Below are 15184 nucleotides of genomic sequence, written 5' to 3'. Positions count from 1 at the left end.
ACGGGAGGCGTTGTGCGAGCGGTGCGGTTCCACGAGTTCGGCCCGGCGGACGTGCTCGGGGTCGAGGAGGTGCCCGACCCGGTCCCGGGTCCGGGCGAGGTGCTGGTCCGCGTCACGGCGATCGGCGTGAACTACGGCGAGACGCTCATCCGGTCGGGCCGGGTCACCGACGTGCTGCCCTGGTACGACCTCGCACCCGGCGCGCTCGGCGGCGAGGTGGTCGGCGTCACCGCGGACGGCCGGCGGCTGATCGGGTTCGCGCTGGGCGAGGGCTACGCCGAGCTGGCCGTGCTGCCCGAGGACGCCGTCGAGGTACCCGACGACCTGTCCGACCACGAGGCGCTGGCCCTGTACCTCCAGGGCGCGACGGCGTTCGCGGCGGTGGACGCGGTCCGGCTCGGCGCGGGCGAGCGGGCGCTGGTCGAGGCGGCGGCCGGTGGCGTGGGCAGCCTGCTCGTGCAGGTCGCGGCACGCGTGGGCGCGACCGTCGTGGCCGCGGCCCGAGGGGAGCGGAAGCTCGAACTGGCCAGGGAGCTGGGCGCGCACGAGGTGGTCGACTACGGCGAAGCGGACTGGCCGTCCCTGGTCGAGCCGGTCGACGTGGCGTTCTCCTCGGTCGGCGGCGCGATCGGCAGGCAGTCGTTCGAGCTGCTGCGCGACGGGGTGGGCAGGATGGCCGTGTTCGGCTTCGCCGGCGGCCGACCGCTGGACGTCACGGCGGCGGACGTGTTCCGCAAGGGCGTCGCGCTGCTCGGGTTCGGCATCCCCACCACGCCGGACAACGTGCGGCGGGCGTTCACGCTCGGGCTGCGCCCGGTGCTGGGCGAGGCGCTACCGCTGGCTGACGCCGCCCGCGCCCACGAACTGCTGGAGAGCCGCGCCACCACCGGCAAGGTCGTGCTGGTCCCCTAGCTCGACCTCCACGCTCAACGGCGCGCGGAACGACAGCAGGCCCAGCATCGGCGGCCGGGCGGTCGAGGCCAGGCGCAGGCGCGGGAACCGGCGCGCGGTCTCCCGCAGCACCACCTCCGCCTCCAGCCGGGCCAGGCCGGCGCCGAGGCAGAAGTGCCGGCCGAAGCCGAACGCCAGGTGCTTGCGGGCGTTCGGCCGGGCCGGGCAGAACCGCTCGGGCTCGGCGAACGCCTCCGGGTCCGAGCCGCTGCCCGCCAGCATCAGCAGCAGCGGCGCGCCCGCCGGGACCGCCACCCCGGACAGCGTGACCGGCTCGGCGGTGACCCGCCGCCACGTGCTCACCGGCGGGTCGCGCCGCAGCACCTCTTCGACGCACGCCGCGGCCACGCCCGGATCGCCCAGCCGCGACCACAGCCCGTCCTCGCGCAGCACGGCGTGGAACGCCGCGCACAGCAGCTGGGTCGTCGTCTCCTGCCCCGCGATCAGCAGGAAGTAGCACAGCCCCGCCGCGTCCCGGATCGGCACGCCCTGCGCGCGCAGCGCGGCGAACAGGTCGTCGCCGGCCGGGTCGGCGGCCTTGATCCGGGCCGTCAGCCACTGGTGGAACGCGGCGGCGGGCCGGGCCAGCTCGTGCTGCCGCTCGGGCGTGACGTCACCCCAGAACAGCTCCAGCGACGCCGTGCTCCACGCCTTGAGCGCGTCGACGTCCACGTCCCGGATGCCCATGACCTCCAGCAGCACGATCGCGGGCAGGTCCCGGGCCAGCGCCGGGTGCAGGTCGACGCGTCCGCTCACCCCGTCCAGCCGCTCGGCGACCAGCTCCGCGATCCGCGGCCCCACCGCCGCCACCCGCGCCGGGGTGAGGAACCGGGCCACCAGCCGCCGCAGGTCGGCGTGCGTAGTGGTGCCGTTGTTGGCCAGCGTCGGCGGCAGCGAGAACCCGGCGCGGGCCAGGACCCGCAGCACCGGCCCGGCGATCGGGACCACCGCGGTCAACGCGTTGTCCGGGTGGAAGCGGCGCGGGTCGGCCAGCACGGCGCGCACGTCGTCGTACCGGCTGACCAGCCACATCCCGGTGCGCTCGTCGCGGTGGACCGGCGCGTCCTCGCGCAACGAGCGCAGGTCGGCAGGCTCCGGCTGGAAGAGGTCCACGCCGGCACGGTAGCCGTCGGATGCGACACTGCCGGCGTGAGTGTGCGCACAGGTGACTCGGTGTTCGACTGGATCGACACGCGTGCCGAAGCCCGCGCGAAGGCGGGCCTGGCCCGCCGGGTCCGACCGCGACCGGCCGACTCGACCGACCTCGACCTGGCGTCGAACGACTACCTCGGCCTGGCCCGCGACAAGCGGGTGACCGGCGCCGCCGCCGCGGCCTCGCTGCGCTGGGGCGCGGGTTCGACCGGGTCGCGGCTGGTCACCGGTTCCACCGAGCTGCACACCGAGCTGGAGTACGAGCTCGCGAACTTCTGCGGCGCGCAGTCGGCGCTGGTGTTCTCCTCCGGCTACGCGGCGAACCTGGGCGCGCTGACCGCGTTGTCCGGTCCCGGCACGGCGATCGTCGCCGACCAGCACATCCACGCGTCCCTGATCGACGGCACCCGGCTGTCCAAGGCGGACGTCGTGGTCGCCGGGCACTGCGACGTCGGCCAGGTCACCCACGCGCTGGCCACGCGCGGCAAGCGGCGGGCGCTGGTGGTGACCGACTCGGTGTTCTCCGTGGACGGCGACCTCGCGCCGCTGGCCGAGCTGGCCGCCGCCTGCCGCGAGCACGACGCGGCGCTGGTCGTGGACGACGCGCACGGCCTCGGCGTGCTCGGCGAGGGCGGGCGCGGCGCGGTGCACGCGGCCGGGCTGGCCAAGGCGCCCGACGTGGTGACCACCGTGACGCTGTCGAAGTCGCTGGGCGCGCAGGGCGGCGCGGTGCTCGGGCCGAGCCGGGTGATCAAGCACCTGGTCGACACCGCGCGCACGTTCATCTTCGACACCGGGCTCGCGCCGGCCAGCGCGGCGGCGGCGCTGGCCGCGCTGAAGGTGCTGCGCGAAGAGCCGGACCGGCCCGCGCGGGCCCTGGACGTCGCCCAGGACCTGGCGTTCCGGCTGAAGGAGAAGGGCCTGCGGGTCAGCTCGCCGACCGCGGCCGTCGTGTCCGTGCAGGCGCCGTCGCCCGAAGCGGCGTTCGAGTGGGCCGAGGCGTGCCGGGCCCAGGGCGTGGTCGTCGGCTGCTTCCGGCCGCCGTCGGTGCCCGACCGGATCTCCCGGCTGCGCCTCACCGCCCGCGCCGACCTGTCCGAGGGCGACGTCGAGCGGGCCGTGCGGGTGATCACGGAGACCGGCGCATCCGCAGGTGCGGTATCCCGTCCTCGATGAACTCCGCGCCCTGCGGCTCGAACCCGAACGACGCGTAGAAGTCGGCCACGTAGGTCTGCGCGTCCAGCACGCACGCCACCGACCCCACCTCAGCCAGCGCCGCCTCCATCAACCGGCGGCTGTACCCGCGGCCCCGGGCGGCGCGGGCCGTGCAGACCCGGCCGATGCGGAACGTGCCACCGGGCTCCTCCAGCAGCCTCAGGTAAGCCTGCGGGCCGGGTGCGTCGTCGGCGTCCAGCCAGAAGTGCCGGGTGCCCGGTTCCAGGTCACGCCCGTCCAGTTCCGGGTAGACGCAGTTCTGCTCGACGACGAACACGTCCGAGCGCAGCTTGAGCACGGCGTAGAGCTGGTCGGGCGTCAGGTCGGCCGACCACTGCCGGCGCAGCGTCGCCGGGTAGGGGTGTGAGCGCACCCCACTGTGGTACCACAGTCTCAGATCTCGTCCCGGTACCGGCTCAGCCGCGTGTAGACGCCGGGTTGGCCGGGCCGGGCGCAGCCGCGACCGTAGGACACGACGCCGACCAGCTCGCCCGCCACGGTGAGCGGCCCGCCCGAGTCGCCCTCGCAGGCGTCCTTGCCGCCCTCCGGGTAGCCCGCGCACAGCATGCCCCCCGGCCGGTAGTCGGGCACGTCGGCGGCGCACTCGGCGTCCGACCGGATCGGCACGTCCACCTCCAGCAGCCGCCGGCTCGGCGCGTCCAGCTCGCCGGTCCGGCCCCAGCCATAGACCTTGGCCAGGCCCGACGCGGCGTCCGCGACGCGGACCGGCCGGTACGGCAGCGGGGCGGCCAGGGTGAGCGTGGCCACGTCGTCACCCGCGGACACCCCGGTGAACGCCGGGTGCCGCCACAGCGCGGCGACCTGCACCACCCGACCCTCCGCGGTGTCCAGGTCGGCGCGACCGGCGACGACGGTCAGGTCGGCCGGGCGTCGGTCACGGGTGCCCAGCGCGCTGCGGGAGAGCGTGCAGTGGGCGGCCGTGACCACCTTGTCCGGCGCGATCAGCGCGCCGCCGCAGAAGAACGTGCCGCCGTCGAACAGCGCGACCGCCCACGGCGTGGGCGGCGCTTCCCGCCCGCCCACGACCGCGTCGGCGGGCAGCGCGGACAGGACCAGCACGAGAACGGCGAAGATCGGCGCGCTGATGCGCATGGACCACCCCTCTACGACATGTGGTCGAACGGGCACCGAAGGTAGCGGAACGCCCAGGAGCGGGAGAGCGGGGTATGAGATCCGGAAAATCTGTTGTTAGAGTGCTGCAGCGCCGAAGATTCGACGGCCAGTGAGACAGATCACGGAGGTCTGTCCGGAACATGAGGGAGGTTTCCATGCACCTGGACTTCACCCAGCTACCCGCGTTCCTGATCGCCTGCGCGGTGGTCGTGCTCACCCCGGGCGTTGACGCCTTCCTCCTGCTGCGCACCTCGATGCGGTCCGGCACCCGCGCCGGGCTGCTCGCGCTCGCGGGCATCCACACCGCGGCCTTCGTCCAGGTCGCGCTGGTCATCTCCGGCCTGGGCGTGGTCATCGCCCGCTACCCCGCCGTGCTGACCGGGCTGCGCTGGATCGGCGCGGCGTACCTGCTCTACCTGGCCGTGACGATCACCCGCGGGCTGCTGCGGCGCGCGGGCGGCGAGGTGGCGCCGGTCGCCGCGACCCGGCCGTTCCGGCAGGGGTTCCTGACCAACATCACCAACCCCAAGATGCTGCTGTTCTCGCTGGCGTTCCTGCCGCAGTTCATCGGCGCGGGCGACCCCGCGTTCCAGCTCGGGATGCTCGCCGCGGTGTTCCTCGGGCTGGCCGCGCTGTGGGAGCTGACCATCGTGGTGGCCGCGGCGCGCGTCGCGGGATCGCTGCGGCGGCCCGGCGTGACCACGGCGCTGGACGCGGTGTGCGCGGCGGTGTTCCTGACGATGTCGATCGGGCTCGTGCTGTAGGCCGACCACAAGCCGGCGTGCGGGCCCCCGCGACCCGAGGGCCCGCACGCCGCCCGGTCAGACCCGCAGCTGCGCCTCGATCGCGTCGGCGTACCTCTTGATCTCGCTGTAGACGCCGGGCTTGCCCGCACGGGCGCACCCTTCACCCCATGAGGTGACGCCGATCAGCTTCCCGCCAGCCACGAACGGGCCGCCCGAGTCGCCCTGGCAGGTGTCCACGCCGCCCTCCGGGTAACCGGCGCAGGTCATCTCCTCCGGGTCGAACTGGGGGTAGGCGTTCTCGCAGTGCCCGTCGTCCATCACCGGCACCGTCGCGCCCATCAGGTACCGCGACGACGAGCCCTGCTCGCTGGTCCGGCCCCAACCCAGCACCAGGCCGCTGGTGCCCGGCTCGTACAGCACCTCGTCGGTCGGCTCCGCCAGCGGCAGCGGCGTGTAGCCCACCGCGTCGCGCAACGTCAGCACGGCGACGTCCGAGCCCTGGTCGGCGCTCACGTAGTCCGGGTGCACCCAGATGTCGGTGAGCCGGGCGACCACGCCCGCCGCGCTCTGGCGGTCCTCGCGCCCCAGCACCACCCGCGTGTTGCGCGGCGTCCGCATGGTCGCGCAGTGGGCGGCGGTGACCACCTTGGTCGGCGCGACCAGCGTGCCGCCGCAGAACTGGTTGCCGCTCGCGTCGGTCACGTAGACCACCCACGGGTGGTCCGCGAGCGACACCCGCTCACCGCCCACCACGCGCACGTCCACGTCCGCCGCCGTGGCGGTGCCCGCGAAGGCCATCAACAACGTCATCAACAACGCGGCTAGCCGCATCGGCCCCTCCTCCTGATCAAAGGCGTCAGGAGGAGGTTAGCCAGAACAGCCCAGTCCGCTGGGCCAAGCGGACTAGTTCGCCCCGGTGAACTTGTCGCGCACCTTGCCCGCCGCACCCACCAGCACGTCGCCGACCTCGTTGACCACCTTCATCAGCGGGTCCTCGGACTGGGCCGCGGACTCCTTGTACGACCGGGCCGCCGACTTGATGTCCTCGGTGAACGAGCTGGTCGGCCGGTCGTCCTCGCGCCGCGCGTACGCGCCGGTCAGGATCGCCCGGTACTCCTCGTCCGCCGCCCACTTCTGCAGCTCCGCGGCGCGGACCACGGCCATCGGGTGCGTCAGCGGCCACGTGCGGATCAGCTTGAGCACGCTGTCGCGCACGTCCTCGACCTGCTCGTACTCCTTGGCCTGCTTGAGGAACTCGGCCGTGTCGACCTCGCTGAGGTCCATGCCGCCCGCCATGGCCACGTGCACCCGCAGCGCGGCCGACGGGTCCTGCACGCACAGCAGGCCCGCGCGGTCGCAGGACAGCTCGGTCTTGCGGTACCACTCGCGCAGCGCCGCGATGATCGCGGTGATCGCCCAGTAGCCGCCCGGCATCCAGCCCAGGCCGTACTGCAACTGCATCAGCCGCTGCAGGATCGTCTGGTACAGCGCGTGCCCGGACAGCACGTGCCCCATCTCGTGCCCGATGGCGAACCGCAGGCCCTCCGCGTCCAGCAGCTCGATCAGGCCCGTCGTGAGCACGATGAACGGCTTGTCGATGCCCAGCGTCATCGCGTTGGGCACCGGGTCGCGCTTGACGAACAGCTCGGGCACCGGGTCGACGTCCAGCGTCGCCGCCGCCTCCAACCGGAGCCGGTCCAGCTCCGGGTACTGCTTCGGGCCGACCCGGATGCTCGACGCCAGGTACCCCAACCGCTCACCGCGCTCGGTGAACGCGCCCGCCACCGCCTGCAGGACCGGGCCGATGCCCGGCACCGCGCGCAAGACCGCCAACGCCCCCCGGTCGACCGGGTGCTCGTACGCCCGCGGGCTGATGCCGGGGAACCGCACACGCGCGCTCGACCGTTCGATCTCCTCGCTGCTCATGCCTCCCACAGTGCCACGACCCGAGCCCCGCCTGTCCCCGATCGGACGAATCTGCGTGCACACTGACCGGGTGAACGCAGACGTGCTCGGCACCGACTACGAGACCCGCGCGCTGCCCTTGGGCGGCGGCGACGCCACCGCGACGCTGGTCCGGCGGCGCGCGCAGCCCGCACTGCGCGGCGCGGTGCTGTACGTGCACGGCTTCGCGGACTACTTCTTCCAGCGGCACGTCGCCGAGCACTTCACCGCGCGCGGCTTCGACTTCTACGCCCTCGACCTGCGCGCGTACGGGCGGTCGCTGCGGCCGGGCCAGGTGGCCAACTTCGTCACCGACCTGGCCGAGCACTTCGAGGAGATCGACGCCGCGGCGCGGGTGATCCGCGAGGAGGACGGCTACCGGCACCTCGTCGTGGTGGGGCACTCGACCGGCGGGCTGATCACCAGCCTGTGGGCGCACGAGCGCCGCTCGGACGACGTGCTGGACGCGTTGGTGCTCAACAGCCCGTGGCTGGACCTGGCCGAGCCGTGGCTGCTGCGGACCGTCGGCACGGCGGTGGTCCGCGGTGTCGGCCGGCTCGCGCCGAAGCTCGTGCTCAAGCCCGGCCTGGGCCCGGTGTACGGCGAGAGCATCCACCGCGACCACCACGGCGAGTGGGACTTCGACACGGCGTGGAAGCCGATCGAGGCGTTCCCGGTGCACGCGGGGTGGCTGCGCGCGATCCGCCGCGGCCACGCCCGGCTGCACCGCGGGCTGGACGTGCGGGTGCCCGTGCTGCTGCTGCGGTCGGCCCGCAGCCACCTGCACGCGAAGCGGTGGACGCCCGAGGCGATGACCGCGGACACCGTGCTGGACGTCGAGCACATGCGGGTGTGGGGGCCGAAGATCGGCGGTCGGGTGCGGATCGTGCCGGTGGACGGCGGCATGCACGACCTGTTCCTGTCCGCCGAGCCGGTGCGGCGGCGCGCGCTGGCCGAGGTGGACGAGTTCCTGGACGAGATCTGATCGCGGGCGATCACTCCGGCGGGGTGAGGCGGAGGTCCGGGTCGATCGGCGGCTCGCCGTCGAACGGGCCGTCCGGCACCGCGCCCAGGGCGTCCAGGGTGAGGCCGATCCCGCGCGCGTGCGGGTCCGTGCCGGCGGGCGGGGTGGCGAACCAGGCGTGCAGGTCCTCCGGGACGCGGTAGCGGGCGGTCAGGTCGCGGTAGAAGGCGGCGCGCTCGTCGGCCTGCCCGGCCAGCTGCTGGTACTCGCGCATGGCCAGCCGCATCCGGATCCAGCGGTAGCGGTCGGTCTTGGTGGCGTCGTCCTCGGTGAACCGGGTGCGCAGCAGGCGGCCGGCCTCGGCGCCGCGCTCGGCCAGGGCGAGGATCGTCTCGGGGCGCATGAACAGGTTCGTGCCGCCTTCCAGCGCGCCGATGCGCACGTGCGCGATCCGACCCCGGTAGCCCGGCAGCGCCGACTGCATGGTGTCGCGCCAGTCCAGCATCGTGTTCAGGATGGCCGACGCGAACTGCTGCGCCAGGCCGATGCCGCGCCAGGGCGTGCCGGCGGTGGAGGCGTCCTGCTCGGGCAGCCACACGTCCCGGTCGTCGCCGGGAGGGTAGGACTGGAGGCTCAGCCCGAACGTCGGCCAGCGCGGCAGCAGGTGGTCGAAGAAGTGGATCGGGAAGTTGCTCGTGATGCCGCCGTCGGAGAACCAGTGCACCCGCGGCTCCGGTTCGGCCCGCACCAGCGGCACCGCGGCGATCAGGCCGGGCAGCGGCATGCTCATCCGCACGGCCAGGGCCACCGGCAGGTTCTCCGGCAGCACGTGGACGGCCTCGTCCGGGTGCAGCGGGCAGTGGTGCGCGGTGGCGTCGTGGCCGAGCTTGTCCACGGTGCGCTGCGGCAGCACGGTCCGCAGGCACGTGCGGCAGAACAGCCACTCGGCGCGCGGTGCGGTGAACGGCAGGCGGTAGGGGCGGCCCTCGGACAGGTCCGTCGTCATCAGGACCAGGTTCGTGGTCAGGTCGCCGAACGTGAGGTCGGTCGCGCCGGACAGCTCGTCCAGCACGTCGGCGACCCAGTCGCTCAGCGGCGGCACGCCGGTCGACGCGGGCACGCCGCAGCGCCGGTCCCAGAAGTTCGGCCGGACCCCGCCGGTGCCGGGCACGAGTCCGAAGTGGATGGTGGTCGCCATCCGGTCGAGGAACCGCTTGGCACCCAGGCCGCAGGTGACCGCGACCGCGCTGACGAACGCGAACCCGAGCACCAGCCACCACACCGCCGCCGTGGCCGCGCTCGCCAGGCTCGGCGCCGTCCACCGGGTGCTCAGGGCGACCGGGACCAGCGGGAGCACCAGCAGCAGCGCGGTGCCGACGCGGCGCAACCACGCGTCCCGGCCCCTCGGCAGGACCCTCAGCACGATCCCCGGCACGGCGACCAGCGCGACGACGGTCAGGCCGACGAGCACCCACGTCGGCGTCGAGCCCCACTCCACCGCGAGGAACCACAGAATGGGGCCGACGAGCCACAACGCCAGCGCCAACGCGAGGAATGCCCTGGCCCGCCACCCGATCGCGCTGATCAGCGCCAGCAGCAGGCAGGTGAGCGGGCTGCGGCCGGTGGAGTCGCGGCGCTGCATGGAGGCCGCCACGATCCGGTACAGCTTGCGGGTGTGCTCGCTGGGTTGGAAGAGCTGCGCCAGCCGCCACCCGGGCGCGGCGAACCAGTCCACGACCTCCTTCAGCTTGCGGAAGCCGCCCTGGTCACGCCCCTTCTCCGCGGCGGCGGTGAACGCGGCCCCGATCGCCCCGGCCGACGCCCCGCCCAACGACCGGAACCGGTAGTGCTCGGCCAGCTCCACCACGGCCCACGGGTAGACCACCCCACTGGCCGTCCCACCCCGCATGGTCAGGTCGCAGTACCGGTTGAAGTCCTCGGCCATGGCGAACCTCCCACCACCATGATCCCCCGCGACGTGCCGGCGTGGCGCTGGACCAATCGGCTTCTCCCGCGTGAGTCGAACGCTCACGTCCCGCGTGTCGAACGTCCAGGACCCTTGAATTCCACGTTCAGGACCCCCATGCGGGGACCTGAACGTCGAACTCGGGGGTCCTGAGCGTTCGACACGCGGGGCCTGGGGGTTCGACTCACGGGGTGGGGAGGTGTGAGCGGGCGATGTGGTCGATCTCGGCCGGGGTGCCGGACATGATGGTGCGGACGTGCTCGGTGATCAGGTCGATCGGCCAGTCCCACCACCTGGCGCGCAGCAGCAGGGCCACGTCCTCGTCGCCGAACCGCTGCTTCACCGGCCGCGCGGGGTTGCCGCCCACCACCGCGTAAGGCGGCACGTCGGACGTCACGACCGCGCCGGTGGCGATGATCGCGCCGTCGCCGATCGTGACGCCCGGCATGACGAGCGAGTTGTAGCCGAACCAGACGTCGTTGCCGACCACCGTGTCGCCGCGCGTCCCCATGGTCGTGATCAGGTCCATCGTCCGCTCGGCCCACGTGCCGCCGAAAATCGTGAACGGGAACGTGGACACGCCGGTGGTGAGGTGGTTCGCGCCGGCCATGATGAACGTCGTGCCGGTCGCCAGCGCGCAGAACCTGCCGATGACCAGCTTCTCCGCGCCGTACCCGTAGAGCACGTTGCGGGTCTCGAACTCCAGCGCGTGCTCCGGGTCGTCGTAGTACGTGTACTCGCCGACCTCGATCTTCGGCGACGTCACCAGTGGCTTGAGCTGGACGACGCGGTCGGCGTGCGGCAGCGGGTGGAGGACGGTGGGGTCGGGGATCAACGCAGAAGGCTCCTAACGCGACTCGTGTTGCGTTAGAGTGGCACACCCGATCCCTTAACGCAACAGGAGTTGCATTTGACGTCCCGACCCGGCGGGCGCTCGGCACGCGTCCGCGAAGCCGTCCTCCGCGCCGTGCACGCCGAGCTGGTCGAACGCGGCTACCCCGGCCTCACGGTGGAGCAGGTCGCCGAACGCGCCGGCGTGCACAAGACCACCGTCTACCGCCGCTGGGGCTCGGTCGACGTGCTCATCGCCGACGCGCTCGACCACACCCGCGAGACCGAGTGGCCCGTCCCCGACACCGGCACCGTCGAAGGCGACCTGATCGCCATCGCCACCGAGGTCGCGGACACCTTCGCCGACCCCGCCCGCCACCCCCTGCCGGTCGCGATCGTCGTCGCCGCCCTCCAGTCACCCCGCGCGCAGGAAGCGAAGCGCGCCTTCTACGCCGCCCGGCACGCCGAAGCGGCCAAGGTCGTCACCCGCGCCGTCGACCGGGGCGAACTGCCACCGCACACCGACCCGGTCGAACTGATCCGCCTGACCTGCGCCCCGCTGTACCACCGGGTCTTCATCACGGGCGAACCGGTCGACCGCGCCACCGCCGAACGCGCCGCCCTCACCGCCCTCACCGCCGCCCGCGCCGGTCTGCTCTGACGGGCCGGCTCACAGCTCGTACCAGCGCAGGAGCTCCGGGTCGAGCACGCGGGCCGCCAGGCCGATCCGCCGTGCCGCCTCGGTCAGCTCGGCCGCCGCGGCGGGGTTGCCGCGCGGGGGCAGGGCGGGGTCGTCCAGCTGGGTCACCATGTCGTCGTGGTGGCTGGGGATCAGCAGCTTGGGCCGGGTCGCCCGCAAGGCCCGCGCGGTGTAGTCGAAGACGTTGGCGTGGCCGCTCATGCCGAGCACGAGGACGTCCGGCCGCAGCCCGGCGATCTCCCGCTCGACGTAGTTGGCCGTGCCCGACAGGAACAGCACCGAGAAGTCCCCGGCGGTCACCAGGTAGGCCAGCGAGCCGCCTTCCACCAGGTCGCTGATGGTGGTCGGCGGGGACGGCGGCGCGGTCAGGCTGCCCGGCGCGAAGTAGCCGTACGAGCCGAACTGGCTGTGCAGGCTGCGGAACACCTGGACGGTGAAGCCGTGGAAGTCCAGGTGCTCGCCGCCGGACGCCACGATGACGTCGTCCCCCGGCACGCCCTGCGCCGTCAGCAGGTGCCGGTGGGTCTCCGTGCCGATCACCCGCGATCCGTGCTTCTGCACCACGTACGGGATCTCCAGCAGGTGGTCGTAGTGCCCGTGCGTGGCCAGCACGAGCTCCGGCCGCTCGCCGAGGTGCCGGTCCACCAGCTCCTCGCGCACCGCCAACGGGTAGTCGGGGATGAACTTCCCGTCCTCGTCGAACACCGGCAACCGGCTCAGGTACGGGTCGATCAACACCCGCCGGCCGCCGACCACCAGCTCCCACCCGGCCACGCCCAGCCAGCGCAGGCCCACCCCGCTGCGCCCCGACGCGAACGCCACCCCCGGCAGCCCGGCACCCGCCACCGCGACGGCCGCCGACCCGATCAACACCTGTCGTCTGCTCACGCACATGCCACCAACAAGACCAGCGCCCGACCGCACGTGTCCAAGTCCGATATCGCCACAACTGCGATATCCGAACGACTATCATCGCAGCTCGTGGACCTCCTGCGCCACCTGCGGTACTTCCTGGCCGTGGCCGAGGAGCTGCACTTCGGCCGGGCCGCGGCTCGGCTGCACATGTCCCAGCCGCCGCTGTCGCAGAGCATCCAACGCCTGGAACGCGAGCTAGGCGTGCGCCTGTTCGACCGCGACGCCCGGCACGTCGCCCTGACCGACGCGGGACGGCAGATCCTCGCTGAAGCCCGAGCCCTGCTCTCCGGCGAGGACCGGCTGCGCGCGCTGGCCGGCCGGTTCCGGCACGGCGAGGCCGGGTCGCTGCGCGCGGGCGTGCCACCGGACCTCGGCGGACGGGCGGTGGCCGCGCTGCTGCCCGCGTTCCGCCGCCGCAGCCCCGTCGAGCTCAAGCTGCGCGAGATCGGCACCGCCGAGCAGCTGCGCGCGCTGGCCGACCGGAGCCTGGACGTCGGCGTGCTGCGGTTCCCGTTCGACGTCTCGTGGCTCACCCTCGGCCCGGTGCTGACCAGCCCGCTGGGCGTCCTGCTGCCGCGCGACCACCCGCTGACCGCCGCGCCGGAGGTCCGGTTGGCCGACCTGAACGGCCTGGCGCTCGTGCTGTTCCCCCGCGCCACCGCGCCCGCGTTGCACGACGAGGTGCTGACCACGTGCGCCCGGCACGGCTACACGCCCGCCGAGGTCCACCAGGCGGGCAACCCCGAGTTCGCGCTGGGCCTGGTCCTGGCGGGCGGCGCGGTGGCGTTGCACGACGGCGTCGCACCACCGCCGGACGCGGTCTGGCGGCCGTTGCGCGGCGCTCCCCTGCTCTGGCGCACCTCGGCCGCCTGGCCGCGCGGCCGGCAGACCCCGGCCGTCACCGCCTTCTCCGACGCCGTCACGGAAGTCCTGACCGCGCAGGGGATGCGCCACGCCGAGGGCACGCTGCCGCGCTATCCCCGCCCGGCCGCGGAGTACCTGTCGTGACCGCCGCACGGGTGCGCGCCGCGTTCGCCGACGCGGGCGTCACCGGCAAGCTCCACGCCGTCGACCTCGACCACCCGGCCCACGAGCTGTCCGTCGGCGCGGACGACCCCGTCGTGCTGGCCAGCGTCTTCAAGATCCCCCTGCTGGTCGCCCTGCACCACAGCGACCACGACCTGACCCGCCGCATCACCCTCGACCACGACCGCAGCACCGGCCCCACCGGCATCGGGGGCATGCTCGACCCGGTCACGATGTCCCTGCGCGATCTGGCCTACCTGGCCGTCACCGTCTCCGACAACGCCGCCGCGGACGCCCTGGTCGACCTGATCGGCTTCGACGCGATCAACGACGCCCTCGACCGGCTCGACCTGCACCGCACGCTGGTCGTCCACCGGGCGCGGGACTTCATGCGCGCCCTGGCCGAGGACGCCGCGCCCGACGAACCGCCGGCCGCGTTCACCGACCCCGTCGTCCTGTCCCGGCTGCGGGCGCTGGACCCCGCTCACACCAACCGCGGCACCGCGCGCGACCTGACCACCCTCCTGCGCCACGTGTGGCGGCACGACGACTGCGCGCCGATCCGCCACGCCATGGCGCGCCAGGTCTGGCCGCACCGCCTGGCGTCCGGCTTCCCGTTCGACGACGTGCGCGTGGCGGGCAAGACGGGCACCCTGCCGACGATCCGCAACGAGGTCGGCGTGGTCGAGTACCCCGACGGCGGCCGTTACGCGGTGGCCGTCTTCACCCGCAGCGCGAGCACCGCCTTCACCCTGCCCCGAGCGGACGCGGTGATCGGCACGGCCGCCAGGCTGGCGGTCGAACACCTCAGGCTTTCCGGCCGACCCCCGCGTACGCGGTGATGTAGGCGTCGTCCGAGTCCGGCCGCCACTCGCTCAGCGGCACCACACCGGGCTCCACGACGTCCAAGCCGGTGAAGAACGCCGCGACCTCCGCGCCCGTGCGCAGCACCAGCGGGCTGTCCGTGCGGCGGTAGATGGCGTTGACCTGCTCACCGCTCTCCCGCCCCTCCTGCGACACGCCGTCCCAGGTCGCGTGGGAGATGGCCACGTGGCTGCCCGGCGCGAGCACGTCCCGGTACCGGGCGATCGCCGCGTGCGGGTCGTCCGAATCGGGCACGAAGTGCAGCACGGCGACCATCAGCAACCCGATCGGCCGGTCGAAGTCGAGCACGGACCGGACCTCCTCGTTGCCCAGCACCGAGTCCGGGTCGCGCAGGTCCGCCTGGATCGCGCTGGCCAGCGGGTTGTTCGCCAACAGCGCCGTGCTGTGCGCGACGGCCACCGGCTCGACGTCCGCGTACACCACCCGGGCACCGGGGTTGGTCTGCTGGGCGATCTCGTGCACGTTGCCGACGGTCGGGATGCCCGACCCGAGGTCCAGGAACTGGTCGATGCCCTGGGACAGCAGGTACCGCACGGCCCGCCGCAGGAACGACCGGTTGGCCCGGGCCGCGCCGGACATGCCGGGGAAGATCTGCTCGACCGACTTGGCCGCCTCGCGGTCGACCGCGAAGTTGTGCGAGCCGCCCAGGAAGTAGTCGTACATCCGGGCCGCGCTCGGCCGGTCCAGGTCCACCGAGGACGGGACCCAGCTCGCCTGCTCCATGCGCCATCTCCTCGTGAGTCGACCGCGTGATC

16 protein-coding genes are annotated in these 15184 nt (G+C 73.4%); 7 read left to right on the top strand and 9 right to left on the bottom strand.

The annotated features are described in order from the left end of the window. The first annotated feature begins 12 nt into the window (after window positions 1-12). Window positions 13-912 carry a quinone oxidoreductase family protein gene (locus ACIQMJ_RS15170; RefSeq protein WP_499761562.1) on the top strand — a complete coding sequence of 300 codons (900 nt, stop codon included), beginning with the start codon at window positions 13-15 and terminating at the stop codon, window positions 910-912. Here ACIQMJ_RS15170 and ACIQMJ_RS15165 read toward each other — a convergent pair. Further along, window positions 832-2064, bottom strand: a complete 1233-nt coding sequence (locus tag ACIQMJ_RS15165; RefSeq protein ID WP_499761561.1) for a cytochrome P450 — start codon at window positions 2062-2064, stop codon at window positions 832-834. The genes ACIQMJ_RS15170 and ACIQMJ_RS15165 overlap by 81 nt on opposite strands. Window positions 2065-2100: 36 nt before the next feature. Between ACIQMJ_RS15165 and ACIQMJ_RS15160 the strand changes: the two genes are divergently transcribed. After that, window positions 2101-3279: an 8-amino-7-oxononanoate synthase gene (locus ACIQMJ_RS15160; protein WP_499761560.1), complete on the top strand. Its 1179-nt coding sequence runs from the start codon at window positions 2101-2103 to the stop codon at window positions 3277-3279. On the opposite strand, the gene ACIQMJ_RS15155 is transcribed toward ACIQMJ_RS15160, so the two are convergent. Together ACIQMJ_RS15155 and ACIQMJ_RS15150 are read right to left on the bottom strand one after the other, a co-directional pair. Next, window positions 3233-3691, bottom strand: coding sequence for a GNAT family N-acetyltransferase (locus tag ACIQMJ_RS15155; protein WP_499761559.1), 459 nt, complete (start codon window positions 3689-3691; stop codon window positions 3233-3235). The two genes, ACIQMJ_RS15160 and ACIQMJ_RS15155, sit on opposite strands and share 47 nt — an antisense overlap. A gap of 20 nt (window positions 3692-3711) precedes the next feature. Beyond that, on the bottom strand, window positions 3712-4431 hold the full coding sequence (locus ACIQMJ_RS15150; protein WP_499761558.1) for a S1 family peptidase: 720 nt from the start codon (window positions 4429-4431) through the stop codon (window positions 3712-3714). Between the two features lie 176 nt (window positions 4432-4607). On the opposite strand from ACIQMJ_RS15150, the gene ACIQMJ_RS15145 reads away from it, so the two are divergent. Next, window positions 4608-5216: a LysE family translocator gene (locus ACIQMJ_RS15145; RefSeq protein WP_499761557.1), complete on the top strand. Its 609-nt coding sequence runs from the start codon at window positions 4608-4610 to the stop codon at window positions 5214-5216. Window positions 5217-5273: 57 nt separating this feature from the next. On the opposite strand, the gene ACIQMJ_RS15140 is transcribed toward ACIQMJ_RS15145, so the two are convergent. Both ACIQMJ_RS15140 and ACIQMJ_RS15135 read right to left on the bottom strand, forming a co-directional pair. Next, window positions 5274-6029, bottom strand: a complete 756-nt coding sequence (locus ACIQMJ_RS15140) for a S1 family peptidase (RefSeq protein WP_499761556.1) — start codon at window positions 6027-6029, stop codon at window positions 5274-5276. Between the two features lie 72 nt (window positions 6030-6101). Continuing rightward, entirely contained in the window at window positions 6102-7124 is a 1023-nt protein-coding gene (locus tag ACIQMJ_RS15135; protein WP_499761555.1) for a M48 family metallopeptidase, read from the bottom strand. 70 nt (window positions 7125-7194) lie between these two features. Here ACIQMJ_RS15135 and ACIQMJ_RS15130 point away from each other — a divergent pair, with 70 nt between their 5' ends. Beyond that, complete coding sequence (locus ACIQMJ_RS15130) at window positions 7195-8127, top strand: alpha/beta hydrolase (RefSeq protein WP_499761554.1); 933 nt, start codon at window positions 7195-7197, stop codon at window positions 8125-8127. A 10-nt stretch (window positions 8128-8137) separates the two neighbouring features. Here the strand turns inward: ACIQMJ_RS15130 and ACIQMJ_RS15125 are convergent, their stop codons facing one another. After that, window positions 8138-10051 (bottom strand): patatin-like phospholipase domain-containing protein, encoded by a 1914-nt coding sequence (locus tag ACIQMJ_RS15125; protein ID WP_499761553.1) that lies wholly within the window; start codon window positions 10049-10051, stop codon window positions 8138-8140. Between the two features lie 205 nt (window positions 10052-10256). Beyond that, window positions 10257-10907 (bottom strand): CatB-related O-acetyltransferase, encoded by a 651-nt coding sequence (locus ACIQMJ_RS15120; protein WP_499761552.1) that lies wholly within the window; start codon window positions 10905-10907, stop codon window positions 10257-10259. A gap of 75 nt (window positions 10908-10982) precedes the next feature. Here ACIQMJ_RS15120 and ACIQMJ_RS15115 point away from each other — a divergent pair, with 75 nt between their 5' ends. Further along, on the top strand, window positions 10983-11564 hold the full coding sequence (locus tag ACIQMJ_RS15115) for a TetR/AcrR family transcriptional regulator (RefSeq protein ID WP_499761551.1): 582 nt from the start codon (window positions 10983-10985) through the stop codon (window positions 11562-11564). A 9-nt stretch (window positions 11565-11573) separates the two neighbouring features. On the opposite strand, the gene ACIQMJ_RS15110 is transcribed toward ACIQMJ_RS15115, so the two are convergent. Further along, window positions 11574-12491 (bottom strand): MBL fold metallo-hydrolase, encoded by a 918-nt coding sequence (locus ACIQMJ_RS15110; protein WP_499761550.1) that lies wholly within the window; start codon window positions 12489-12491, stop codon window positions 11574-11576. 93 nt (window positions 12492-12584) lie between these two features. Between ACIQMJ_RS15110 and ACIQMJ_RS15105 the strand changes: the two genes are divergently transcribed. Beyond that, window positions 12585-13526, top strand: a complete 942-nt coding sequence (locus ACIQMJ_RS15105; RefSeq protein ID WP_499761549.1) for a LysR family transcriptional regulator — start codon at window positions 12585-12587, stop codon at window positions 13524-13526. Continuing rightward, window positions 13523-14386 carry a serine hydrolase gene (locus ACIQMJ_RS15100; protein WP_499761548.1) on the top strand — a complete coding sequence of 288 codons (864 nt, stop codon included), beginning with the start codon at window positions 13523-13525 and terminating at the stop codon, window positions 14384-14386. The genes ACIQMJ_RS15105 and ACIQMJ_RS15100 overlap by 4 nt, the downstream gene beginning before the upstream one ends. Here ACIQMJ_RS15100 and ACIQMJ_RS15095 read toward each other — a convergent pair. After that, the gene (locus ACIQMJ_RS15095; protein WP_499761547.1) at window positions 14352-15152 is read right to left on the bottom strand and encodes an SAM-dependent methyltransferase; all 801 of its coding nucleotides are present in this window, start codon (window positions 15150-15152) and stop codon (window positions 14352-14354) included. The two genes, ACIQMJ_RS15100 and ACIQMJ_RS15095, sit on opposite strands and share 35 nt — an antisense overlap. Between the last annotated feature and the right edge of the window lie 32 nt (window positions 15153-15184).

The organism is Actinosynnema sp. NPDC091369 (assembly GCF_044757065.1).
In the GTDB taxonomy this organism is placed as follows: Bacteria; Actinomycetota; Actinomycetes; order Mycobacteriales; family Pseudonocardiaceae; genus Actinosynnema.
This window is presented reverse-complemented; position numbering and strand designations above follow the sequence as displayed.